The 23,192-nt window shown below is 64.3% G+C and carries 21 protein-coding genes and 1 tRNA gene; 5 read left to right on the top strand and 17 right to left on the bottom strand.

Translation table 11 applies throughout. The features are described from left to right. The first annotated feature begins 59 nt into the window (after positions 1-59). Positions 60-230, top strand: a complete 171-nt coding sequence (locus C7G42_RS35000) for a hypothetical protein (protein WP_158537582.1) — start codon at positions 60-62, stop codon at positions 228-230. A gap of 11 nt (positions 231-241) precedes the next feature. Then, complete coding sequence (locus tag C7G42_RS11135) at positions 242-505, top strand: hypothetical protein (RefSeq protein WP_106949051.1); 264 nt, start codon at positions 242-244, stop codon at positions 503-505. Between the two features lie 223 nt (positions 506-728). Here C7G42_RS11135 and tenA read toward each other — a convergent pair whose 3' ends face one another. The 4 genes from tenA to C7G42_RS11155 form a co-directional block, all read right to left on the bottom strand. Next, on the bottom strand, positions 729-1,403 hold the full coding sequence (tenA, locus tag C7G42_RS11140; protein ID WP_106949052.1) for a thiaminase II: 675 nt from the start codon (positions 1,401-1,403) through the stop codon (positions 729-731). Between the two features lie 376 nt (positions 1,404-1,779). Then, on the bottom strand, positions 1,780-3,102 hold the full coding sequence (locus tag C7G42_RS11145) for a GSU2403 family nucleotidyltransferase fold protein (protein WP_158537583.1): 1,323 nt from the start codon (positions 3,100-3,102) through the stop codon (positions 1,780-1,782). Between the two features lie 182 nt (positions 3,103-3,284). Further along, positions 3,285-3,361: transfer RNA gene (locus C7G42_RS11150), tRNA-His, on the bottom strand. Positions 3,362-3,552: 191 nt separating this feature from the next. Then, positions 3,553-3,984, bottom strand: a complete 432-nt coding sequence (locus C7G42_RS11155) for a phasin (protein ID WP_094972995.1) — start codon at positions 3,982-3,984, stop codon at positions 3,553-3,555. A gap of 521 nt (positions 3,985-4,505) precedes the next feature. Here C7G42_RS11155 and C7G42_RS11160 point away from each other — a divergent pair. Both C7G42_RS11160 and C7G42_RS11165 read left to right on the top strand, forming a co-directional pair. Further along, a complete protein-coding gene (locus C7G42_RS11160; RefSeq protein WP_106949054.1) occupies positions 4,506-7,913 on the top strand; it encodes a PAS domain-containing sensor histidine kinase in 3,408 nt (1,135 codons plus the stop codon). A gap of 282 nt (positions 7,914-8,195) precedes the next feature. Continuing rightward, a complete protein-coding gene (locus C7G42_RS11165) occupies positions 8,196-9,239 on the top strand; it encodes an AI-2E family transporter (RefSeq protein WP_245427653.1) in 1,044 nt (347 codons plus the stop codon). Positions 9,240-9,281: 42 nt separating this feature from the next. Here the strand turns inward: C7G42_RS11165 and C7G42_RS11170 are convergent, their stop codons facing one another. The 11 genes from C7G42_RS11170 to C7G42_RS35250 all read right to left on the bottom strand — a co-directional run bounded on the left by C7G42_RS11170 (position 9,282) and on the right by C7G42_RS35250 (position 20,440). Then, positions 9,282-10,454 carry a thiolase family protein gene (locus tag C7G42_RS11170; protein WP_094895070.1) on the bottom strand — a complete coding sequence of 391 codons (1,173 nt, stop codon included), beginning with the start codon at positions 10,452-10,454 and terminating at the stop codon, positions 9,282-9,284. Between the two features lie 285 nt (positions 10,455-10,739). Beyond that, entirely contained in the window at positions 10,740-12,329 is a 1,590-nt protein-coding gene (gene serA, locus C7G42_RS11175) for a phosphoglycerate dehydrogenase (RefSeq protein ID WP_106949056.1), read from the bottom strand. Between the two features lie 156 nt (positions 12,330-12,485). Beyond that, on the bottom strand, positions 12,486-13,658 hold the full coding sequence (locus tag C7G42_RS11180; RefSeq protein ID WP_106949057.1) for a phosphoserine transaminase: 1,173 nt from the start codon (positions 13,656-13,658) through the stop codon (positions 12,486-12,488). 79 nt (positions 13,659-13,737) lie between these two features. Continuing rightward, positions 13,738-13,944: a hypothetical protein gene (locus C7G42_RS11185; protein WP_106949058.1), complete on the bottom strand. Its 207-nt coding sequence runs from the start codon at positions 13,942-13,944 to the stop codon at positions 13,738-13,740. A gap of 159 nt (positions 13,945-14,103) precedes the next feature. Then, positions 14,104-14,568: a GNAT family N-acetyltransferase gene (locus tag C7G42_RS11190; protein ID WP_106949059.1), complete on the bottom strand. Its 465-nt coding sequence runs from the start codon at positions 14,566-14,568 to the stop codon at positions 14,104-14,106. Positions 14,569-14,585: 17 nt separating this feature from the next. Beyond that, on the bottom strand, positions 14,586-15,176 hold the full coding sequence (locus C7G42_RS11195; RefSeq protein ID WP_106949060.1) for a glutathione S-transferase family protein: 591 nt from the start codon (positions 15,174-15,176) through the stop codon (positions 14,586-14,588). A 75-nt stretch (positions 15,177-15,251) separates the two neighbouring features. Then, a complete protein-coding gene (locus C7G42_RS11200; protein ID WP_199580839.1) occupies positions 15,252-16,013 on the bottom strand; it encodes an outer membrane protein in 762 nt (253 codons plus the stop codon). 168 nt (positions 16,014-16,181) lie between these two features. After that, on the bottom strand, positions 16,182-17,009 hold the full coding sequence (locus C7G42_RS11205) for an outer membrane protein (RefSeq protein ID WP_106949061.1): 828 nt from the start codon (positions 17,007-17,009) through the stop codon (positions 16,182-16,184). Between the two features lie 224 nt (positions 17,010-17,233). After that, on the bottom strand, positions 17,234-18,487 hold the full coding sequence (locus C7G42_RS11210; protein WP_199580840.1) for an MFS transporter: 1,254 nt from the start codon (positions 18,485-18,487) through the stop codon (positions 17,234-17,236). A gap of 220 nt (positions 18,488-18,707) precedes the next feature. Further along, positions 18,708-20,051 (bottom strand): phosphoglucosamine mutase, encoded by a 1,344-nt coding sequence (gene glmM / locus C7G42_RS11215; protein ID WP_106949063.1) that lies wholly within the window; start codon positions 20,049-20,051, stop codon positions 18,708-18,710. Positions 20,052-20,272: 221 nt separating this feature from the next. Next, positions 20,273-20,440, bottom strand: coding sequence for a hypothetical protein (locus C7G42_RS35250; RefSeq protein ID WP_199580841.1), 168 nt, complete (start codon positions 20,438-20,440; stop codon positions 20,273-20,275). Between the two features lie 116 nt (positions 20,441-20,556). Here C7G42_RS35250 and C7G42_RS11225 point away from each other — a divergent pair, with 116 nt between their 5' ends. Beyond that, a complete protein-coding gene (locus C7G42_RS11225) occupies positions 20,557-21,693 on the top strand; it encodes an alpha-hydroxy acid oxidase (RefSeq protein WP_106949065.1) in 1,137 nt (378 codons plus the stop codon). Positions 21,694-21,853: 160 nt separating this feature from the next. On the opposite strand, the gene C7G42_RS11230 is transcribed toward C7G42_RS11225, so the two are convergent. Both C7G42_RS11230 and C7G42_RS11235 read right to left on the bottom strand, forming a co-directional pair. Further along, entirely contained in the window at positions 21,854-22,480 is a 627-nt protein-coding gene (locus C7G42_RS11230) for a single stranded DNA-binding domain-containing protein (RefSeq protein WP_199580907.1), read from the bottom strand. A 76-nt stretch (positions 22,481-22,556) separates the two neighbouring features. Next, positions 22,557-23,183, bottom strand: a complete 627-nt coding sequence (locus C7G42_RS11235) for a hypothetical protein (RefSeq protein WP_199580842.1) — start codon at positions 23,181-23,183, stop codon at positions 22,557-22,559. Positions 23,184-23,192: the final 9 nt, after the last annotated feature.

Genomic DNA, 23,192 nt, shown 5'->3' on the forward strand with positions numbered 1-23,192 from the left:
GGAACGAATGACCTCTCAGCGGCTTCTAAATCCGGGATTGTCTGGAGGAAGAGGGATCGATGAGCACCTGGCACCAGATCGCGAGTGCGACGACCACGATTGCATTCTCGGTTTGCCTGTTCATCGCGTCGCAGATGTACGTGGCGTCCCGCTTGTCCGCTGCAGAATTCTCCACCTCGAACGTCATGAAGCTGCGAAACGCAGGGTATCGCGTGCCGCGCGGTCATTGAGCCGGACCGGCATGCCGCTTGCCATATCGCTGATCGTGGACGGCTATGTGCGCTTGGGAGATCGCACGTCTCTGGAGACGCTGCGCGCCCACCGGGTCGAGATGCTGGAGTCGGCGAGATCGATCGCCGAAATGGACACCAGCCTGATGATGACCTCCCTCGAGGAAGACATCGAGATCATCGAAACCGGATTGTCTCGACTGAACGCTCAGCGCGAGGAGCAGGAACTTGCACCCACGCCGCTCAGGCAGCCCAATCCACAATCGCGTCAATGAAGGTCCGGGCCTGGCGGATCGCGTCCGCCCTGGTCGCGCAGACCCCGACCGAAACGGTTCGGCCCTTTCCGACGGTCCACTGCCAGCCGGATAAATAGCGCATCTCAACGATGGAAAAGCTGACGCCGCGATGTTCCACGGAGGACCTCCGCTGACATGTTGCTGTGCGATAAGACTACGCGAAATGATGAATTTGGTCCAGCGGGGGCGGCCGACAAAAGGGCTATTGAACACGCGGGCCCGCGCGCCAGGCCATCTCCCAGAAGTCTGCTTCGAGCCGGGTGGCTTCCTTGAAGATCGCAATCAGCTCGGCCTCGCGGGCCGGCGTGGCGTAGCGATCGGCGAGATACTCCATGTGCGCCCGCGCCTTGGCCGCGACCTCCTGGTACGGCGCGCCGGCATATTCGGCTATCCAGACGCGATATGCGTTGGTCGCAGCGTCCGCGAGGGGCAGTGCGGCGAGCCGCGTTGCGATCTCCGCGTACCCGATCACGCAAGGCGCTAGCGCCACCTTGAGCGCCAGCAGATCGCCGCGCATGCCCGCATCCAGCACGTAGCGCGTATAGGCCAGCATTTCGGCCGCCGGAGGGGCCTGCTCGAGGTCGCTCGGGGACAGGCCCCATTCGGCACAGAGCTTCACATGCAGGTTCATCTCGACATCAAGGATGGCCGACAAGCCGGCCGCTGCTTCACGCATGTCGGCAAGGCTGGGCGACTTGTAGACCGCGAGCGCGTAGGCGCGCGCAAACTCGATGAGGAACAGATAGTCCTGAACGAGGTAGTGACGAAACGCAGCTTCAGGGAGCGAGCCGTCCGCCAATCCGTTCGTGAAGGGATGCTCGGTGTAGGCCTGCCACTCAGCGGATGCTGCTGTCTTGAGACGCTCGAAGAAGGTCACGATGGTTTCCGCCGGGGTTGCTTGTGCATGAACATCTTTGGCTCGCTACCGATAGCGCATTGCGAACGGAGGAGCTACTGCGACAGTGCACAAACTGGATTTGAGCGGCGTTGCGGATGGGGCGCTCTCCGCGTCGGGAGTTTGTGCACTGTCACCGTAATCCAGCGAAGTACGCGGATAACTTCGATAAGATTAAGCCTCGCACGTGCGGACAACCGCCACGAACGAAAGTCTTGATGAACTGCACTTATTGGGCAAGGTCCCGCAAGAATGGAGTGCCCCCTCCCGCTACTGCGACTTCAGCGGAACGGGAGACAAGTAAACGTCCCCACTGTTCTCCTCTGGCTAAAAGACGGTGCTGTTTCGGAAGCCAAGCTCAACCGCGAGACGGCCGCCCTGCGGAGCCCCGAACGTCCGACGTCTTGACGAGCACAGCATCGGGCTCCTCGATTGGACCATTCAAGTATTTCGCGCGCGCCATCTGCTCGATCTTCGACCGGCTCCTGAGGAAAGCCTGCACCCTTCCGTCCTTGTCGAGGCCGTCGGTCCCGAAATGGTCGTCGAGCGCCTCCCGGCTGATCGCGCAGGACACCTGCCGGCCAAGTGCTCGCCCTGCGAATGCAACGACGTCCCGGCTTAAATCATAGCGCGGAGGGGCGCTGTCGAACTCCAGATCGATGCCCGGAATAAGAGACCGGATGGCGCCGACCGTCCTCAGCGTCAGGTCACGCGTGGCGCTCTCGACCCCTGCCAGTCCTTCTTCCAACAGTTGGCGCCATGTTGGACCGCGCTCGCGTGCTTCGTCCCAGGCTTCCTTCAAATCGTGCGGCCTCAGCTCGGAAAGTGTCAGCAACAACGCCGCGGCTTGCTGAATGTCCTTATCGCGCTTGGCCGTCCCGTCTCTTCGGCGCCTTGAAACAATGAGCTTGTGGATCGCAAATCGCGCGGGCGCCGGAACGCGAACGGATATTCCTGCACCGTGCAGTATCACCGCCGGTTCGGGATCATGGATCAGGTAATCCAGGAAGCGAAGCGGCTGCGCGTCGGTTTGCAACGCAGGCAGAGCCTGAGGTTCGCCCGTTCCCTCGCCGGTATTGGGCGTGAGGAAATCCACTCGCACACCGCCCTTTGCCACATAACTCGTCACACGCCTTCCATCCACGACGTGCGGCACAGCCCGGAAAGTCGCGTCGACGTTCTTCAAGACATCGATGGCGGGGGGCGTGCTGTCTCCGACCGCCACAGAGGCATTCCTGAATTGAGCGTTGTCGATGTCGCCCGTTTGCAGCAGGGCGCCCGGAAGCCTGACGCCCAGCATCGCCGGATATGCCTGAAATGCGACGGTGCCGACGAGCACGCCGCGGAGTCGAAACACTCCTGCGTCGGCCAGCGCAGCCAGGACGTTGCCGATCTCCGGAAGCGGCCGCGGCAAACCGAAGGATCTGACGAGCGTCGATGCGAGCGCACGCCTTTCCTTGATGTCGTCACGATGCTCCTTGTGACGCGCGATCCGCTCCAACAGGTCGGGAGTTTCCGGGCCGACATATCTTTGGCTTCGATTTTCGCCGGTGCCGGTTTGAAAGTACCAATACTTTCGATTCTTTACCGTCTTGGCGATGAACGAACCGTCTTCCGCGAACGCATTGTCAAACGCCGCATTGATGCTGCGGTCCAAGAGTTCGGCGTAGATGGTTTGCAAGACCAGCTTTGGAGGTGCCACGGCTTCCCCACTGCAGTTATACTCTTTTCGCATATTGAGTATAACAGACTTCCACATGTTCCCAAGTGGTTATACGCGGTTCGCAGAATGATGATAACGCCGCCACCAAGGGTGGGCGATCGCAGATCCGTTCCGTGATGTGGGCGAAGTCTCGTCAGCACTGGTACAGTTGGGTGGGCTCGAACCACCGACCTCCTGTTCCACAGACAGGCGCTCTAACCAACTGAGCTACAACTGCATCCTCGCGAGCCGCCTTGGGCGCCTGAACGGGCCGTCGACCTAAGGGGGCTGGACGGGGCGGAAACTAGGTGCAACGGCCGTTTTTGGCAAGGCCGCAAAACCCCGAAATCGCGCCTCGAACAACGTTATTTCCAAAGCAAAACCCGGGCACTGGGCCCGGGTTTCTTAATCAATTCAGACCCGATCCGCTCAGGCGGCGGGGTAGAGCTTGGCGGCGGAGGCCTTGATCGGCTCGGCGGCGGCGGTGGCGGCGCGCTGGGCGATCTCGGCGAGTTCCTTGGCCTGGGCCTGGAAGGTCTCGAGCTGGGTCTTGGAATGGCCGGTCCAGAGCGCGAACGCGTCCTGCGGCGACTTCACGCTGAACAGCTGCTGGGTGAACTCGAGCTGGGCGGTGGTGTTCGCCTTCATGAACTCCATCACCTTGGCGGCGTATTCGCTCGCGCCCTTGTGGGCGGAGGAGAACACGGCCTCGACGGTGCCGTTATGGCTTTCGGCGGCGTCCTTGAACTTGGCGTAGTTTTCGCGGGCCTGCGAAACGCCCTTCTCGGCGAACGCACGCATCTGCTCCGGAACCTCGAACGGAATGACGGAGGCAGAGAATGGATCAGTCGCACCTGTCATGGGTTGTCCCTCACACTAATTGGAAAATGGGTGAGCCGTCTGGCGCGCCCGCCGGGCCCCCATCTGGGCCTGCATTCAGCGGAGCGAAGACCGGATACGTGAAACAAAACCGCTCGCCCAACGTCGGGTAGTATTGCTGCCTATCATGTCAACATTGTGCATCGCAACGCGCCAGCAGGGTGCACTGCGAAATTTAATCTAGGACAGGGTGAGGTTCCGGTATGGGGGAACCGGGGGTTGAAGGTGGAAACGCGGCTACCCCGCTGTCATTCCGGGGCGCGACGAAGTCGCGAGCCCGGAATCCATTCCGCCACCATCTATGCGGGAGAGCGCCTCCCCGAATCCCTTGGATGAGCCGGGCGGCGGCTTGCGGGGTCGGCCGGATTAAGGTTATCGCGGCTTAGGGCCGCCGCCGGGGCGTGGGGCCGTGGACCTGCCCGCGGGCGCGGGCGATACTAACCCTTTCTTAAGGCTGTCATTCCGGCAGCCGCCAGCTTCACGCGTGAGACACAGCCGGTCGGATGACGAGTTCGGATTTCCAGTTGCGAGGTGTGGGCGATCCCCGGCTGGCCGTGCATGCGACCTCGCCGCTCGCGACCTGGCTGTGGTCGATCGACGGGACGCGCGTGCTGTGGGCCAATCCGGTCGGCGCGAGACTGTTCGGTGCAGCGAATGGCTCGGTGCTGGCGGAGCGGAGTTTTGGACCGGCAGACGGCCATCGCCGCCAGATCGCCCGGCTCGCCAGGCAGTTGCCGGCCAACGGCACCGTGCGGCTCGAACGTCTGCACGGCTTCGGCGCCCGGCTCGGCACGCTGATGACCTGCGCCTGCGCCCGGCTCGACTTTGCCGATGGCGGACACGCGGTGCTCGTCACCGCGATGGACCCGGCCTTGCGCACCATGCCGCTGGTCGAGCGGCTGCATCGCCTGGTCGAGGGCGTGAAGACGCCGATGGCGGCGTTTGCGCCTGACGGACTGTTCGTCGGCGCCAGTGTCGCCGCCCGCGCCCTGCTCGGCTTTCGCGATCTCGGCGAAGCGGGCCTCGAACAGGCGCGCAGCGATGCGCTTCGCGACGGCCGCGCCGAGACGCCGATCGGCATCGGCCAGATGGTGCTGCAGCGGGTCGGCCGGGGGGCCGATGTCGGGCTGGTCGCGCTGATCGAGCCTGCCGCGCAGGCTGCGCCGGAAGCGGCCGTGCCGGAGAGCACGCCCGAGGTCGCAGCAAGCGACGTGCCGGTTGAACCCGCGCCGCAGACTGAGGACATGCCAAGCAAGCCGCCGCCATCGCAGGATGCGCAGGCCGGCATCGCGCTGTTCGACGCCTTCGCCGAGCCAGTCGAGACAACTGCAGCCGCCGCACTGCCATGGGGCGAGGCGGCAGCGGAGATCGCGACGGACGAGCTAGCCGCCGCGGATCCGGGCGAGGAGACCGTGCCAGAACCGGAGCCGGACGCGCCCGAGCAGAGCGCTGACGTCGCGCCAAAGACTCCGGTTGAAAACCCGCATCAAGCCATCGTGTCGCCGCAGGCTGCGCCGATCACATCAGGCATGGTCGAGCCGCCGTCGGGACGGGAATCGTCGGGCCATGAGCCGCCCGCACCGCGTCAGCATCCGCTGCGCTTCCTCTGGCAGATGGATGCAGAGGGCCGCTTTGTGCTTCTCTCCGACGAATTCATCCACCTGATCGGCGCGCGCACCGCCTCAAGCTTCGGCCGCCCCTGGCACGACATCGCCGGGCAATTGTCGCTCGATCCCGATGGCCGCGTCGCAGAGGCGCTTGCAAGCCACGACACCTGGGCAGGGATCACCGTCAACTGGCCGGCTGACGGCGGCGAGCATCTGCCGGTCGAGCTCGCGGGCCTGCCGGTCTACGATTCCTCGCGCAACTTCGCCGGCTTCAAGGGCTTTGGCGTCTGCCGCGATCTCGACGGCCTCAATCGTCTGGACGCGCTGAGGCGTTTTGAGCTGGTGGCCGAGCCGCCGGCCGAACCAGTCGCGGAGGCGCCGCCGCCGCCGATCAAGCCGCCCGAACCCGAGCCCGAGCCGACGCCCGAACCTGAACTGCCAGAGCCCACCAGCGACGCGAATTCACACCCAACCGATCCGGACAAACACGTGGAAACGCCAGTCGAAACCCCTCCGAATGTCGTGCCGTTCCGCCCGCACGGCGATGTCAGATCATCAGGTGATCAGAGATCGCCGACGCTGACGCCTGTCGAGAACAGTGCGTTCAACGAGCTCGCCCGGCAATTGTCCGAACGCCTCGAACGCGAGCGCGAGACGATCGCCACCGAGGCTTCCGAGCCCGTGGTGGAGATCACCACCGAGCCGCCGGCGCCGGAGCCCGAGCCGCCACACGCTGCGGCCGAATGGCTGACCGAGCCTGCGCCGCCGGCACGCGGCGCAAGCGCACGCGACCGCACCCTGCTCGACCTGTTGCCGACGGGCATCCTGATCTACCGGCTCGACCGCCTGCTCTACGCCAACCCGGCGTTTCTCGCGCGCATGGGCTATGCCGGCCTGGGCGCGCTGGAGGACGCCGGTGGGCTCGATGCGCTCTATGTCGAACCCGGCGTGTCCTCGGCCAGCAGCACCTCGCAGGCCGGCACGCCTGTCACGATCAGCGCGACGCTCGCGACCGGCGAGCAGCCGCTTGCAACCACGGAAGCGCATCTGCACACGATCGACTGGGACGGCGAGAGCGCGCATGCGCTGATCTGCGCGCTGCCGCAGGCAGCGCCCGTCATTGCCGAGACGATCGTTGCCGAATCCCTCGTCGCCGAATCCTTCCCCTTCGCGCCCGAGCTGGACTCTCCGGCCGGCGAAGCCGAGGCCGAAGACCTCGCCGCGATCCTCGACACCACGGCCGAAGGCATCGTCATGTTCGACGCCGAGGGCAACATCCACGCCTGCAACCGCAGCGCCGAGGCGCTGTTCGGCTATGACGGCGAAGCGTTGCTCCAGCAGAACCTGGTGACACTGTTCGCGCCGGAGAGCCAGCAGATCGTCTCCGACTATCTCGACAGCGTGAAGAGCCAGGATATCGCGAGCCTGCTCGACCACGGCCGCGAGGTGCTGGGACGCGAGAAGAAGGGCGGCGTTCTTCCGCTCGCGATGATCATGGGCCGCACGCGGCCCGACGGCCCGAACTTCTTCGCCGTGTTCCGCGATCTCTCCCACGCGAAGAAGGGCGAGAACGAGCTGACGCAGGCCCGCCACCTCGTCCACAGCGCGGCCAACGCCAAGGCCGACATGCTGGCGCGGATCAGCCACGAGATCCGCACGCCGCTCAATGCCATCATCGGCTTTGCCGAGGTGATGATCTCGGAGCGCTTCGGCACGCTCGGCAACGATCGCTACGGCGAATACATGAAGGACATCCGCGCCTCCGGCGAGCGCGTGATCGCCATCATCGACGATCTGCTGGAGTTGTCGCGGATCGAGACCGGCAAGCTCGACCTGAATTTTGCGAATTTGAACCTCAACGACCTCGTCGAAGCCTGCGTGACCGTCATGCAGCCGCAGGCCAATCGCGAGCGCATCATCATCCGCACCTCGCTCGCGCATGCGCTGCCGCAGGTCACGGCGGACGCGCGCGCGATGCGGCAGATCACCATGAACCTGATCTCGAACTCGATCCGGCTCGCCAGCGCCGGCGGCCAGGTCATCGTCTCGACCGCGCTGTCCGACCGCGGCGAGATCGCGCTTCGCATCCGCGACACCGGCCATGGCCTTTCCGAGCGCGAAGTCGCCGCAGCGATGGAGCCGTTCCGCACCCCGCCGCCCGGCGATGCCGCCGACAGCGCAGCGCTGAGCCTGTCGCTGACCAAGGCCCTGGTCGAAGCCAACCGCGCCCGCTTCAACATCAAGAGCGCAGGCCACGGCACGCTGATCGAAGTGGTGTTCGCGCCGGTGGTGGCGGGGGCGTAGGCGCTGCATCTGTGGGACGGGTACGCCAGTCCCGGCGGACGAGGTGTAATTGCCGGTTTTTCCCGGTAGGAACCGAATGGCCTGTCGCGGCTTAAAAGCACACTTGCTTTGCACCTCACTTGCTTTCCTCCTTACCTGCCCTTCCGCCATGACCCAGCCTCTCAACGACTCCTGGTCCTGATGCCCGGCCGAGCGAAATCAGCGGCGACCAAGCCTGCGGCCGTGACGCGGGCTGCGAGTGACGCCCAACGGAAGCCGCTTCCCTCCGGTGCGAGTGCGCGCATGAATGCCCGCATCGCGCTTGCTCTCGCGCTGGCCGCGCTCGGCCTGTGGACGGCAGCCGGCTTCCTGCCGGCGCTGATCTGGGCGGCGATCCTGGCAACGACCTTGTGGCCGCTCTACACCACATTTTCACAACGCATCACATCCGGCCCTTCCACCGCGGCCGCCCTGATCTTCACGCTCATCGTCGCTCTCGTGCTGTTCACTCCGATGGCGCTTGCGATCTATCAGATCGCCGAGCAGGGCGACGTGCTGGTTGGCTGGGTGAAGCGTGCCGGCGAGAGCGGGGTTGAAGTGCCCGACTGGCTTGCCCGCCTGCCGATCGCCGCCGAGAGCCTGCAGCAATGGTGGCGCAATAACCTATCGGATCCCAAAGCTGCCACGGCCTGGCTCAAGACCATCAACATGGACGACGCGTCGAACCTGCTGCGGACGTTCGGCGCGCAATTGCTGCACCGCCTGTTCCTGATGTTCTTCTCGCTGGTTGCCCTGTTCGTCCTGCTCCGCAACGGCCGCCTGCTCGCAAGCCGCTTTCTCGAGACATGCGACAAGCTGTTTGGGGAAGCTGGCGAGGGTTTGATGGAGAAGATGGTCCAGGCCACGCGAGGGACCGTCAACGGCACCGTCCTGGTCGCGGCCGGCGAAGGCCTGCTGATCGGCGTCGGCTACCTGATCGCCGGCGTTCCCAATGCCATCATCTTCACAATTCTCACCACGGCGCTGGCGATGCTGCCGTTCGGCGCCTGGGCCGCCTTCAGCGCCGCTGCGCTGCTGCTGGCCTCAAGCGGCGGCAGCGGGGCCGCAGCAGCGGCCGTCTTCATCTGGGGTGCGATCGTGATGTTCGCCGGGGATCATTTCGTCTGGCCCACCCTGGTGGGCGACTCCGCACGGCTGCCATTCCTGCTCGCGTTCGTCGGAATCTTCGGCGGCCTGGCCGCGTTCGGTTTGATGGGCCTGTTTCTGGGCCCGGTCATCATGGCGGCATTGATGGTGGTATGGCGCGAGTGGATCTTCCGACCCGTCGTCAGCGATACCGCGGCTTGATCCGGCGCGGGCGCTCTGCGCCGCGCCGGATCGTTTCAAGCCTCAGCTGTAGATCTCGAACAGGCCGGCGCCGCCCTGGCCGCCGCCGATGCACATCGTCACCACGCCCCACTTGGCCTTGCGGCGTGCGCCTTCCTGCAGCAGATGGCCCGTGCAGCGTGCACCCGTCATGCCGAAGGGATGTCCGATCGCGATCGAGCCGCCATTGACGTTGTACTTGGCAGGATCGATGCCGAGCTTGTCGCGCGAGTAGAGGCACTGGCTGGCGAAAGCTTCGTTGAGCTCCCAAAGATCGATGTCGTCGATCTTCAGGCCATGACGCTTCAACAGCTTCGGCACCGCGAAGATCGGGCCGATGCCCATCTCGTCGGGCTCGCAGCCCGCGGTCGCCCAGGCGACGAAGCGGCCGAGCGGCTTGAGGCCGCGCTTCTCGGCGTCCTTGGCTTCCATCAGCACCACGGCCGCCGCGCCGTCGGAGAGCTGGCTGGCATTGCCGGCAGTGACGAACTTGCCCGGGCCCTTCACCGGCTCGAGCTTGGCGAGCCCCTCCAGCGTGGTCTCGGGCCGATTGCACTCGTCGCGGTCGACGACGTAGTCGACGATGCTCTCTGCCTTGGTCGCCTTGTCGACGACCTTCATCCTGGTCTTCATCGGGACGATCTCGTCCTTGAACTTGCCCGCCTGCTGCGCCGCCGCCATACGACGCTGCGACTCCAGCGAATACTCGTCCTGGTATTCACGGCTGAGCTTGTAGCGTTCTGCAACGATGTCGGCAGTGTCGATCATCGCCATGAAGATGTCGGGCGCGACCTTGAGCAATTCAGGATCGATCGATTCCTTCGGCGTGCCGCCGCCCGGCATCGAGATGCTCTCGACGCCGCCTGCGACGATGCAGTCGGCACCGTCGGAACGGATCGAGTTGGCGGCCATCGCGATGGTCTGCAGCCCCGAGGAGCAGAAGCGGTTCACCGAGACGCCGGCCGTGGTCTTCGGCAGGCCGGCGAGCAGCGCGGCCTGGCGGCCGATGTTCGGCGCGCCGTGGGCGCAATTGCCGAGATAGCAATCCTCGACATAGTCCTTCTCGACGCCGGCGCGCTTCACCGCGTGCTGGATGGCGTGGGCCGCGAGCGACATCGGCGGCGTGATGTTGAACCCGCCGCGGCCGGATTTTGCGAGGCCCGTGCGCGCATAGGAAACGATGACGGCTTCACGCATGTGTTTCTCCCTTGTCGAACGATTTTGAACGGAGCGTGGATACGAGGCGTTCTGGCCGCCATTGGTACACAAAGATTGGAGGCTACGGAAAACAAAAACGCCGCCTCCGGCGATGGAGGCGACGTTGTTCCGCGGGTCGGAATATATGATACGCGTCATTCCGGAAGGCGCGCCCCGCTCCATCCACCCGTCATGCCCGGGCTTGTCCCGGGCATCCACGTATTCATTGGCGGATGCGCGTGGATGGCCGGATCAAGCCCGGCCATGACGACGGAGAGACCTTGGTCAGAACGTCAGCGCCTTGGCCTGCTTGACCTGCGGCAGCGCCTGCACCTTGGCGAGGAGGTCCGCCGGCACCGCACCGTCGACCTCGACGAGGGCAATGGCATCGGCGCCGGGGGCGACGCGGCCGAGATGGAAGGTGGCGATGTTGAGCTTGGCATCGCCAAGCAGGCTCGCGAACTTGCCGATGAAGCCCGGCTTGTCCTCGTTGGTGATGTAGATCATCGACTTGCCGAATTCGGCGTCGACGCGGATGCCCTTGATGTCGACGAGCCGCGGCTTGCCGTCGGCATAGACGGTGCCAGAGACCGAACGCTCCTGCCGCTCGGTGGTCACCGTGACGGTGATCAGGCTCTCGTAGTCGCTCTGGGCGGCGCGCACGATCTCATCCACCACCATGCCGCGCTCCTTGGCGATAACAGGCGCGGATACCACGTTGATCTCACCCAGCATCGGCCGCAGCAGGCCCGACAGCACCGCGGAGGTGATCGCCTTGATCTTCATCTCGGCGACATGGCCCTCATAGGTGATTTCGACCTTGAGGATGCCACTCTCGGTGAGCTGTCCCGCGAACGAGCCGAGCTTCTCGGCGAGCGAGATGAACGGCTTCAGCTTCGGCGCTTCTTCCGCCGTGATCGAGGGGAAGTTGACCGCGTTCGAGATCGCGCCGGTGAGCAGGTAATCCGACATCTGCTCGGCGACCTGGAGGGCGACGTTCTCCTGCGCTTCGGTGGTGGAGGCGCCGAGATGCGGCGTGCAGATCACGTTGGGATGGCCGAACAGCACGTTCTTGGTGGCGGGCTCCTCGACGAAGACGTCGAAGGCGGCGCCCGCAATGTGCTTGGAATTGAGCGCGTCGACCACCGCCTGCTCGTCGACGAGGCCGCCGCGGGCGCAGTTGATCAGGCGCACGCCCTTCTTCATCCTGGCGATTGCGGCCGCATCAATGATGTTTTTGGTCTTCTCGGTCAGCGGCGTGTGCAGCGTGATGAAATCGGCGCGTTTGAGCAGATCATCGAGCTCGACCTTCTCGACGCCGATGTCCTTGGCGCGCTCCGGCGACAGGAACGGATCGAACGCGATCACCTTCATGCGCAGGCCGAGCGCACGGTCGGCGACGATCGAGCCGATGTTGCCGCAGCCGACGACGCCGAGCACCTTGCCGGTGATCTCGACGCCCATGAAGCGGTTCTTCTCCCACTTGCCGGCCTGGGTCGAGGCGTCGGCCTGCGGGATCTCGCGCGCGAGCGCCAGCATCAGGGTGATGGCGTGCTCGGCGGTCGTGATCGAATTGCCGAACGGCGTGTTCATCACGATGATGCCCTTGGCCGTGGCGGCGGGAATCTCGACATTGTCGACGCCGATGCCGGCGCGGCCGATCACCTTCAGCTTCGCCGCCTTCTCCAGGATCTTGGCGGTCGCCTTGGTCGCGGAGCGGATCGCGAGGCCGTCGTAATTGCCGATGATCTCGGCGAGCTTGTCCTTGTCCTTGCCGAGGTTTGGCTGGAAGTCGACCTCGACGCCGCGGTCCTTGAAGATCTGCACGGCAGCGGGCGAGAGCGCGTCGGAAATGAGAACTTTGGGTTTGGTCATGGGAATGATCCGTGGTGCGTGCTGCAGTTACGGGACGTCATCCGCGGGTAAAAGCGCGAAGCGCGTGTTCGCGCTGGAGACCCGCGGATCCATTCTTTCGATGGATGGCCGGGTCAAGCCCGGCCATGACGAGATGAGGTGACGAGCGAAGCCTGCTTACGCCGCCTTGGCGAGCGTGGCCTTGGTCTCGGCGAAGGCCCAGTCGATCCACTGCGTCAGGATCTCGACGTCCTTGGCCTCGACGGTGGCGCCGCACCAGATCCGCAGGCCGGCCGGCGCATCGCGATAGTACGCGAAGTCGTAACCGGCGCCTTCCTTCTCGACGAGGGCAACCAACTTCTTGGAGAAGTCAGCCTGTGCGTCATCCGAGAGCGAGGTGATCGCGGGATCGGTGAACTTCAGGCACACCGAAGTGTTGGAGCGGATCGCGGCGTCCTTGGCCAGGAAGTCGATCCACGGCGTCTTCGCCTTCCAGTCGGCGAGCACCTTGGTGTTGGCGTCGGCACGCGCGATCAACGCCTTGAGGCCGCCGATCGATTTGGCCCAGTTCAACGCATCGAGATAATCCTCGACGCAGAGCATCGACGGCGTGTTGATCGTCTCGCCGACGAAGATGCCTTCGTTGATCTTGCCGCCCTTGGTCATGCGGAAGATCTTCGGCAGCGGCCAGGCCGGCTTGTAGGTCTCGAGCCGCTCCACCGCGCGCGGCGATAGGATCAGCATGCCATGCGCGGCTTCGCCGCCGAGCGCCTTCTGCCAGGAGAAGGTGACGACATCGAGCTTGGCCCAGTCCAGCGGCTGCGCGAATGCGGCCGAGGTGGCGTCGCAAATGGTCAGGCCTTCGCGGGTCGCGCTGATCCAGTCAGCGTTCGGCACCCGCACGCCGGAGGTGGTGCCGTTCCAGGTGAAAACGACGTCGCTGTTGGGATCGACCTTCGACAGATCGGGAATCTCACCATAAGCAGCGTTCAGCTTGGTGACGTCCTTGAGCTTCAATTCCTTGACGATGTCGCTGACCCAGCCTTCGCCGAAGGATTCCCAGGCGAGGGTGGTGACGGGCCGCGCACCGAGCAGCGACCACAGCGCCATCTCGACCGCGCCGGTATCCGACGCCGGCACGATGCCGATGCGATAATCGGCCGGCACCTCGAGCACTTCGCGCGTCAGATCGATCGCGAGCTTGAGCTTGGTCTTGCCGACCTTCGCGCGATGCGAACGGCCGAGGGCTGCATCCTTGAGATTTTGGGCGTTCCATCCGGGGCGCTTGGCGCAGGGGCCGGAGGAAAAATGCGGCACGTTCGGCCGCGAAGCGGGCTTCGCTACAGTCATATTCTACCCTTCCAGATAGTAAGCCTCCCGTTGGGGGGAGGTGTCCCGCCGCGGCTGATACGGGAAACGGGAAGAGTCGTCAAGGAAGTTCCGGGGCCTCACGCGCGAGTGATGGCTGATCCGGTGCAATATCGGGGGATTCGACGGCGGCAACCGCATTCAGCAAGCCGGTGGCTTCGCTGATTAACTGCGCGGCACGACGGCGGCTGCCGACTTTCAAAATGCATTTGTCATTGGCCTGCACAACGTAGTCGTTGCCGACCTTGATCATCGAATAGCTTGTCATCGAAATCCCCGAACCGACCGAGCCCGGTTTGCAGACGCTGGCGTAGCACCGTTCGTTCCCGGTTCCACGTGAACGAGGGCTGGGTAGTTTACCCACTCTTAATATGAACGAACGCGCGATCCGATTTCCCTGATCGCGCAACAGCCGCGAGGTGTTGGCTCAAAAGCGAACAGTCATACCGACATGGCTCGATGCAAATCCGAGCCGCTTGTAAAAGCGCTGCGCGTCGACGCGGCTCGCATGCGTCAACAATTCGACCAGATTGCAGCCGCGCGTCTTGGCTTCCGCGATCGCCCATTGCACCAATCGCTCGCCGATGCCGCGACTGCGACAATCGGCGGCAACGCGAACGTCTTCGAGCAGGCCGCGCACGCCGCCTTGCGAGCTGATGCCCGGCAGGATCGCGAGCTGCAGGCAACCGACCACCCTGCCCTCGCTCTCGGCAACCACGAGCGTGAGATTCGGATCGCGCTCGACCCGGGCGAAGGCATCGTAGTAGGCGGCGGGCAACGGATCCTCGACGCGCTCGCGCGCGCGGCCGAGATGATCGTCGGCGAGCATCGCCACGATTGCTGGAACATCGTCGCGGCGCGCGCGACGAATGGAGACGGATTCGGCGGTCATGTCAGACTACTCCAACCTCATTGCGCCGGCGGGAGGCCGAGAAACGCTTCGACCTCGCCGATCCAGCGTCGGAGGGCGGCATAACGGCCGAGATCGAAGCCGCCTTCATGCGCCAGGCGGGTATAGGCGAGCAGCGAGACGTCGGCGAGCGAAACCTCTTCGCCGGCGAAGAAACGGCTGGCCGCAAGATGCTGCTCCATGCGGTCGAGCGCCGCATAGCCGCGCTTGACCTTTTCGGGGTCGAGCTCGGATGCGTCCTTGCCGAGATAGACCAGCTGGAAGCGGCATACCGCGATATGGGGCTCGTGGCTGTACTGTTCCCAGAACAGCCATTCGTCCATCTTGGCCGCCGTGAAGGCGTCGCGAGGAACGAGCGCGCTGTCGCGGGCGAGATAGCGGATGACGGCATTGGACTGCGCCAGCGTGCGGCCGTCGTCGAATGCGACGGTGGGCACCTGGCCGGTGCCGTTCATCTTCAGGAATTGCGGCGTGCGCGTCTCGCCCTTGCGGGTGTCGATCTCGATCCACTGGTAGGGCAATGCGAGATGATCGCAAACCCATTTCACCTTCAGGCAATTGCCGGAATTGCTGTCGCCGTAGATCTTCATCGCTGCCACCCCCGCTTCTGGAGCGGCAGAGCATCAGGGCTCGCGGGCGCTGTCAATCGGCGCCATGCGCGCCGGTCAGAACTTGTAGCCGAGCCCGGCGCGGACGGAATTGACGTTCGACTCGATGTCCGACGTCACCCGCTGGTATTCGTATTCGGCACGGAGGAACAGGCCGCCGACCACCATGACGTCGACGCCGAGGCCGGCGGAGTATCCATAGACCAGCTTGCTCTTGCTAGCGAACGTCGTCGCCGGCTGCACCGGCGACGGAGACGCCGAAGCATAGCGATCGACGGTCTGGCTGCCGACCCCGCCGCCGATGAAAGCGTAGGGCAAGAAGCATCCCCAGGCATAGCCGGCCCGCGCGCGCAGCGATCCGAAGTCGGACACGCCGACCACCGCGGATGTCGCGGCGGTGGCAATGACCGCATTGGCGCCGTTGAAGGTCTGTCCGACCGAATTCGACGTCGACTTGAAGCCACCGTGAATGTAGTTCGCCTCGATACCGAGCACGACATCGTCCCATTGCCCGTTATAGCCGGCAAACGCGCCATAGCCGGCGCTGTTGCTGTGCGCAAACGCGAGCGATTGCCAGTTGTAGGCCGGTCCCGGCGAAACGAAGGTCGACTGGATGTCGCTGTTGATGCCGGGAGCGACCTTCGACGTGATCGCGCCGTACTCGCCCTGGCCGCCGACATAGTAGCCCTGCCAGTTGACGCTGGAGTTGCTAAGCCCGTCTGTGACGCTGCCGCGCAGGATCGGCAGATCCGGCATGTCGGCCGCATGCGCGGCAGACACCGTCCCCAACATCGCCGCCGCCAACAAAAGCCCACGCATCGCAACGCTCCATCGAACTCGAACTTTCACCCGTGATCATGGCTTGTTAACCTTAACCAATGGTTGCGCCGGGCACTTTCATCGCTACTCGCCATGAAAAATACGCACAGCAAAACGGCGCGGGATGATCCCGCGCCGTTAAGAAGTCTTAACCGATCAGCCTGCCGATCAGCCCTTGGTGACGAGCGGGGGCATGTAGGCGGGCGGGCTGTTGAGATCCCAGCGCACGCCGATCTTGACGTCGTGCGAGGTGATGTCCCTGACCTTGATCGAGGTGGGGCCCGAAGCGCTGTTGTCGAACAGACGGTAGTTGCCGGGCGCGCCGTCGCCGAGATTCATGTAGCTGTAGGCCAGTTCGACGGTGAAGCCGGGATTGACCTTGTAGGCGAGACCAGCGTGGGCGGCCCAGGCCAGGTTCCACTTTCCGTTGTCGGCGAAGTAGGCGACGCTGTTGTTCAGACCGGGGCTGTACGACACGCCGTCGTCGCGGAAGCCGCTGATCTTGTTGTAGGAGCCACCGACACCGGCGCCGATGAACGGGGTGATGCACCACCAGGTGCCGAGGTCGACGTAGGCGTTGGCCATCACGACCCACTCGGACTTGCTGCCGGTGTAGTTGTTGACGCCGACGAAGCCGGGACCGACGACGTTGTCGCTGCCGTGCAGATTCGATTTGCCACGGTACTGGCCGATCACGTCAGCGCGGAACCAGTTGTTGAAGCGATAGCCGACGCCGAGATCGAACAGTCCTGCCGAGTCGAAGCCGAGGCCCTCCGTCGTCTTCGAATATCCAGCCGGCAAGGCGCTTTCGATGCGCTTCGCGCTCTGGTTGGTCATGCCGACGTCGCCGCGCAGATACCAGCCGCCGAAATCGGCGGGCGGAGCCGGCGGCGCGTACATCGGAGGGGGCGCCGCGATCGGCATGTCGGCGGCGAACGCCATCGACGAGATCAGGGTTGCCGCACCCGCGGCAAGGAGAGACTTAACGCTACGCATTGGCTTCGTCCTTTTGGCCGGTGAGGCAAATACACAGGCCTCACGTTCTGGAAACTCACGAAGCGGACGATGCCAGCAAATGTTTAAGCGCCACTTAACCCTAATTTTTAAGGTTGATTTTTCCTGACTGCACGTACGCATGGACGGCAAGCGTTGCAAAAATGCAGCGCCTCGCCGCAATTGCTAACGATGCGTAAAGCCGCAATGCAGCGGAAGAGATTCCGTTAACGCGCGTGCCGCGGCAGCTTGGGCAGGAACACCGCGAGCAGGCCGATCGCCGGCAAATAGGCGCAGACCTGGTACACGAACTCGATCGAGGTGTGGTCGGCGACCTTGCCGAGCACGGCGGCGCCCAAGCCACCGATGCCGAACGCAACGCCGAAGAACACGCCGGAGATCATGCCGAATCTGTGCGGCACCAGCTCCTGCGCGAACACGATGATCGACGACGTCGTCGAGGAGATGATCAGGCCGATGACGACTGAGAGCACCGCGCTGCCGACGAGCCCGGCATAGGGCAGCGCCAGCGTGAACGGCAGCGCGCCCAGGATCGAGATCCAGATCACGATCTTGCGGCCGAAGCGATCGCCCAAGGGACCGCCCAGAAATGCGCCGACTGCGTTCGCCGCGAGGAAGATGAAGAGATACATCTGCGCGGCCTGCGTCGACACGCCGAACCGGTCGATCAGGTAGAAGATGTAATAGCTCGACAAGCTCGAGACGTAGAGCTGTTTCGAGAACAGCAGCGCCACCAGCACGAGCAGCGCCACGACAACGCGGCGCGAGCTGGGCGCGTCGGGATGGGCCTGCACCGCCGCCGTCTTCTTCGCCTTGATCTGCGGCGCGTACCAGCGGCCGATGCGCCAGAGGATGAGGATCGCGAGGAACGCGATCGAGGAGAACCAGGCGATGCTGCCTTGCCCGAACGGCACAACGATCAACGCTGCCAGCACCGGCCCCATCGAGGTGCCGAAACTGCCGCCGAGCTGAAACACCGATTGTGCAAAACCGTGGCGCCCGCCGGAGGCAAGCCGCGCGATGCGCGCGGACTCCGGGTGGAACACCGCCGAGCCGAGGCCGACCAGCGCGGCGGCGACGAGAATGACGAGATATTGGTGCGCGGCGCTGAGCAGCAAGAGGCCGAAGAAGGTCGAGGCCATGCCGATCGCCAGCGAATAAGGCTGCGCCTTCTTGTCGGTGTAGTGCCCGACCACCGGCTGCAGCAGCGAGGCCGTGAACTGGAAGGCCAGCGTGATCATGCCGATCTGCGCGAAGTCGAGCGCGTAGGTGTCCTTCAAGATCGGATACACCGAGGCGATCAGCGATTGCATGGTGTCGTTGAGGAAGTGCGAGAAGCTGATGCCGGCGAGCACGACATAGGCGGGCCCGGCGGCCTTCGCAGCAACAGGCGCCACGTCGTCGACGACGACGACGGGCTCGGTCAGCGTTTCCTGGGAGACGACGACGGATTTGTTCACTGCAGCGATCCCGGCGCGGCAGATTGCCGCGACCTGCTCAATACGATGCAGGCGGCGGTGGAACCACCGTCAATCGCAAATGGCTGGGATGCGTGTGTCCGCGAGTCCAGTTTCGTAGGTGGGCAAAGGCGCACTTGCGCCGTGCCCACGACCTGTTCGATACGGCAACATAAGCGTGGGCACGCTTCGCTTTGCCCACCCTACAGGACTGTGGTTGCCGCTACGCCGCGGCTTGGCCCAGCGCCGAGACGATGGTGTCGACGACGTCCTCGACCAGGATGCGGTCCTCGCCCTCGCCCATGACGCGGATCACCGGCTCGGTGCCGGAGGAGCGGATCAAGAGGCGGCCGTGGCCGTTGAGGCGCTTCTCGCCGTCGGAGATCGCCGATTTGACGTCGGAATCGTCGAGCGGCTTGCCGCCCTTGTGGCGGACGTTCTTGAGGATCTGCGGCAGCGGATCGAAGCGGTGGCAGACCTCGGAAACGGGCCGGCGCAGCTTCTGCACCACCGCGAGCACTTGCAGCGCAGCGACAAAACCGTCGCCCGTGGTGGCGTAGTCGGAGAGGATGATGTGGCCCGACTGCTCGCCGCCGAGATTATAGCCGCCGTTCAGCATCTGCTCGAGCACGTAGCGATCGCCGACCGGCGTGCGCACCAGATCGAGCCCCTGCCCTTTCAGGAAGCGCTCGAGCCCGAGATTGGACATCACGGTGGCGACGATGCCGGGACGCGACAGGCGGCCGTCTTCCTTCCAGCTCTGCGCGATCACCGCCAGCAGCTGGTCGCCGTCGACGACATGGCCGCGCTCGTCGACCAGGATGACGCGGTCGGCGTCGCCGTCCAGCGCGATGCCGATGTCGGCGCGCATCTCGCGCACCTTCCGCGACAGTGCTTCCGGCGAGGTCGAGCCGCAATCCTTGTTGATGTTGAAGCCGTCGGGCTCGACGCCGATCGGCACCACGTCGGCACCCAGTTCCCACAGCGCTTCCGGCACCACCTTGTAGGCGGCACCATTGGCGCAATCGATCACGACGCGCAGGCCATCGAGCGAGAGGTCGCGCGGCAGGGTACGCTTGGCGAATTCGATGTAGCGGTCATGCACGCCGTCGATACGGCGGGCGCGGCCCAAGCTCGCACTTTGTGCGAGCCTCTTCTCGATGGGCTCGTCGAGCAGTTGCTCGATCTGCTTCTCGACGTCGTCGGAGAGCTTGAAGCCCTGCGGGCCGAACAGCTTGATGCCGTTGTCCTCGAACAGATTGTGCGAGGCCGAGATCATCACGCCGAGATCGGCGCGCATCGACTTGGTCAGCATCGCGACCGCCGGCGTCGGCATCGGCCCGACCAGCAGCACGTCCATGCCGACCGAGGTGAAGCCGGCGACCATGGCGTATTCGATCATGTAGCCGGACAGACGGGTGTCCTTGCCGATCACGACCCGGTGGCGGTGGTCACCGCGCTGAAACGCAAGGCCTGCGGCCTGGCCGACCTTGAGCGCGAGCTCCGGCGTGATCAGTCCGTTGGCGCGGCCCCGAATCCCGTCCGTCCCGAAATATTTGCGGCTCATATCGTCCCCCAAGCAACAACCAGGGGATCCCCTCTACAACCACGGGCTGCCCGAACGGGGCCCGCATCCCTGATTTGCTGGGATCTTATAAGCCTTGCGCGGCTAACTTGGCTTCAAAAAATATGATGAATCATTACGGAACCGGGGGTGCCGCCGCTCCGGTAAGATCTTGTTAACATTATATTTCCCGCCCATGGCGCCAAAACAGGGCGGAACCCGCTTCAACCGCTGCGCTTCACATGGCCGTCGCCGCGGCTCGGAGCCGGCTGGGTGACGTTGACGGGATCGGAGCCGGGAAAGGTCTCTTCCAGGCCCTCTTCCAGGGCTTCTTCGAGATCATGCTTCTCCTTGATCTCTTCCGGCGAAGGTCCAGCGTGCGGCTTCGTCATGACGCCCTCCTGCAAAACGGTCTGCAAACGGATTTGGCTGTGCAGCCAACCATGCTAGATGACGCCGAAATCTTCCGATGCAAGACTCTGGGTAGAAGACGGGCCGGGGAACGATCATGAAGCATATCACCTGTATCGACGATCTTCGCGCGCTGCATAAGCGCCGCGTGCCGAAGGCGTTCTTCGACTATTGCGACCGCGGCTCCTATGCCGAGGAGACGTTACGGGCCAACCGCGAGGACATGCAGGCGATCAAGTTCCGCCAGCGCATCCTGGTCGACGTCTCCAGGCGCGACACCTCGACCACGATCCTCGGCGAACCCTCGACCATGCCGCTGATGCTGGCGCCCGTCGGCCTGCTCGGCATGCAGCATGGCGACGGCGAGATCCACGCCTGCCGCGCCGCGCAAGCCGCCGGCATCCCGTTCACGCAATCGACCATGTCGATCTGCTCGATCGAGGACATCGCCGCCAATGTCGAGAAACCGTTCTGGTTCCAGCTCTACGTCATGAAGGACCGCGGCTTCATCAAGGAATTGATCCAGCGCGCGATGGCGGCCAAGTGCAGCGCGCTGGTGCTCACCGTGGACCTCCAGGTGATCGGCCAGCGCCACGCCGACATCAAGAACGGCATGACCGTGCCCCCCGAGTGGTCGCTATCGAAACTGCTGGATTTCGCCAGCAAGCCCGCCTGGGTCTCCGGGGTGCTGCAAGGCAAGCGCCGCACCTTCGGCAACATCGCCGGCCACGTGAAGAATACCGAGGATCTCAATCGCCTCGCCGAGTGGACGGCCTCGCAGTTCGACACCTCGCTGAACTGGAAGGACGTCGAGTGGGTCCGCAGCATCTGGCCGGGCAAGCTCGTCATCAAGGGTATCCTGGACGTCGAGGACGCCGAGGAAGCCGCCAAGACCGGCGCGCAGGCCCTCGTCGTCTCCAACCATGGCGGCCGTCAGCTCGACGGCGCGCCGTCCTCGATCGAGGTGCTGCCCGAGATCGCGGATGCGGTCGGTGACAGGATGGAGATCATGTTCGACGGCGGCATCCGCTCCGGCCAGGACGTGATGCGCGCGCTCGCGCTCGGCGCAAAGTCCTGCATGCTCGGCCGCGCCTACGCCTACGGCCTGGGCGCCGGCGGCCAGGCCGGCGTCGCCAAGGCGATCGACATCATCCAGAAGGAGCTGCTCACCACCATGGGCCTGTGCGGCGTCAACCGGATCGACGAGATCGACGATCACGTCATCGCGATGTGAGGCATTGCGTAGGACCGTAGGGTGGGCAAAGCGAAGCGTGCCCACCACCTTTCGCAGCGCTTGAGAAGCAAGGTGGGCACGGCGCAAGAGCGACTTTGCCCGCCCTACGAGTTCTTCGCTTGTCCGGGACGACAGCGAGAATGTGGCGGCCGTAACCGCCTCACATCGGCGGCGTAATTCCATCGCGGCCGACATTGATGCGGTTCGCTTCCAGCGTTCCATCATCCTTTTTCGCCGCGCCGAAGATGATCAGCTTGGCGCCCGGCTTCACTTCCGATTTGTCGGTGGCGATGAAGGTGACGATCGGCGTGTCCGGCGGCACCACCACTTTTTTCTCGCCGTCCTTGTATTTGACCGTGACGTTCTGGCCGTCGGTGCCCTTCACCGTCTGCGCCACGGTGGCATTGGTCATGGTCGAATTGGCACGCGCGTCCCAGGGACGGAAGCCCTCGGCGGCGCCGCGCTGGTTCTCCGGGAAGATGTGGACCGCGATCGCCTTCTGGGTGCCGTCGGGCTCGGGCATGCCGGTAACGCCGATGTAGGAGCCATCCTTGATCTCGGACAGTGAGGTCTTCACCACAGCGAAGACGGCGACGTTATCGGTCATCCTCACCTTCACATCGGTGCCCTCGCGGGTCTTGATGGCCAGAGTGTTGCCGTCAACGCTCTCGATGGTGCCGCGGATGCGGACCGCTGGCGCCTGCTGCGCGAAGGCAGATGACGCGAGAACGCACGCGGCGAATGCCGCCACGACAAGACGTGACACACGATTGTTCGACTTCAGCATGACTGTTCCCTTCAGGGCGTGGCGGCGGTCAAACATGGCAACCCCACCCACCCCCAGCTATTCCAGGCCGCAGCGATCACATCGGCGGCGCGAGGCCGTCGCGACCGACGCTGACGCGGTTGGTCTCGAACGAGCCGTCCGGCAATTGCTTCATGAAGGCGATGACCTTGGCGCCCGGCTTCAACTCGGATTTGTCGCTCGGCACGAAGGTCACCACCGGCGTGTTGTCGGCGACGAAGACTTTCTTCTCGCCGTCCTTGTACTTGACGAGCAGCGTATGCCCGTCATTGCCGACGACGCTTTCCGCCACCGTCGCATTGGTCATGCTCGAATTCGGCTTGAGGTCCCAGGGCCGCGAGCCCTCGCCGGTGCCACGCATGCTCTCCGGAAAGACGTGCACCTCGACGGCGTTCTGGCCGCCGTCCGGCCCCGGCACCGTGGTCGCACCGATGAACGAACCCGGCTTGATGTCGGCGAGTGAAATCTTGGTAATGCCTGACACGTTGACGTCAGGCGCGATGCGCAGCTTGACGTCCTCGCCGCTGCGCGACTTGACCTGCATGGTGTCGCCATTGACGGCTTCGATGGTGCCGCGCACCCGCGTCGGCACCGGCGCCCTTTGGGCGAAGGCGCAGTAGGTCGAGACGGCCACCATCGCAACGGCGATCAGTGGACGTGTGAAAGTTGCACGTTGAACAGACATGACGGTCTC

The organism is Bradyrhizobium sp. MOS003 (assembly GCF_003020125.1).
Classification (GTDB): Bacteria; Pseudomonadota; Alphaproteobacteria; order Rhizobiales; family Xanthobacteraceae; genus Bradyrhizobium.

Excerpts from the sequence above, each read along its gene's own strand:
- C7G42_RS35000 (WP_158537582.1), top strand. The coding sequence starts at position 60 with ATGAGCACCTGGCACCAGATCGCGAGTGCGACGACCACGATTGCATTC.
- C7G42_RS11135 (WP_106949051.1), top strand. The coding sequence starts at position 242 with ATGCCGCTTGCCATATCGCTGATCGTGGACGGCTATGTGCGCTTGGGA.
- C7G42_RS11155 (WP_094972995.1), bottom strand. The coding sequence starts at position 3,984 with ATGACAGGTGCGACTGATCCATTCTCTGCCTCCGTCATTCCGTTCGAG.
- C7G42_RS11160 (WP_106949054.1), top strand. The coding sequence starts at position 4,506 with ATGACGAGTTCGGATTTCCAGTTGCGAGGTGTGGGCGATCCCCGGCTG.
- C7G42_RS11165 (WP_245427653.1), top strand. The coding sequence starts at position 8,196 with ATGAATGCCCGCATCGCGCTTGCTCTCGCGCTGGCCGCGCTCGGCCTG.
- C7G42_RS11170 (WP_094895070.1), bottom strand. The coding sequence starts at position 10,454 with ATGCGTGAAGCCGTCATCGTTTCCTATGCGCGCACGGGCCTCGCAAAA.
- serA (WP_106949056.1), bottom strand. The coding sequence starts at position 12,329 with ATGACCAAACCCAAAGTTCTCATTTCCGACGCGCTCTCGCCCGCTGCC.
- C7G42_RS11180 (WP_106949057.1), bottom strand. The coding sequence starts at position 13,658 with ATGACTGTAGCGAAGCCCGCTTCGCGGCCGAACGTGCCGCATTTTTCC.
- C7G42_RS11185 (WP_106949058.1), bottom strand. The coding sequence starts at position 13,944 with ATGACAAGCTATTCGATGATCAAGGTCGGCAACGACTACGTTGTGCAG.
- C7G42_RS11190 (WP_106949059.1), bottom strand. The coding sequence starts at position 14,568 with ATGACCGCCGAATCCGTCTCCATTCGTCGCGCGCGCCGCGACGATGTT.
- C7G42_RS11195 (WP_106949060.1), bottom strand. The coding sequence starts at position 15,176 with ATGAAGATCTACGGCGACAGCAATTCCGGCAATTGCCTGAAGGTGAAA.
- C7G42_RS11200 (WP_199580839.1), bottom strand. The coding sequence starts at position 16,013 with ATGCGTGGGCTTTTGTTGGCGGCGGCGATGTTGGGGACGGTGTCTGCC.
- C7G42_RS11205 (WP_106949061.1), bottom strand. The coding sequence starts at position 17,009 with ATGCGTAGCGTTAAGTCTCTCCTTGCCGCGGGTGCGGCAACCCTGATC.
- glmM (WP_106949063.1), bottom strand. The coding sequence starts at position 20,051 with ATGAGCCGCAAATATTTCGGGACGGACGGGATTCGGGGCCGCGCCAAC.
- C7G42_RS35250 (WP_199580841.1), bottom strand. The coding sequence starts at position 20,440 with ATGACGAAGCCGCACGCTGGACCTTCGCCGGAAGAGATCAAGGAGAAG.
- C7G42_RS11225 (WP_106949065.1), top strand. The coding sequence starts at position 20,557 with ATGAAGCATATCACCTGTATCGACGATCTTCGCGCGCTGCATAAGCGC.
- C7G42_RS11230 (WP_199580907.1), bottom strand. The coding sequence starts at position 22,480 with ATGCTGAAGTCGAACAATCGTGTGTCACGTCTTGTCGTGGCGGCATTC.
- C7G42_RS11235 (WP_199580842.1), bottom strand. The coding sequence starts at position 23,183 with ATGTCTGTTCAACGTGCAACTTTCACACGTCCACTGATCGCCGTTGCG.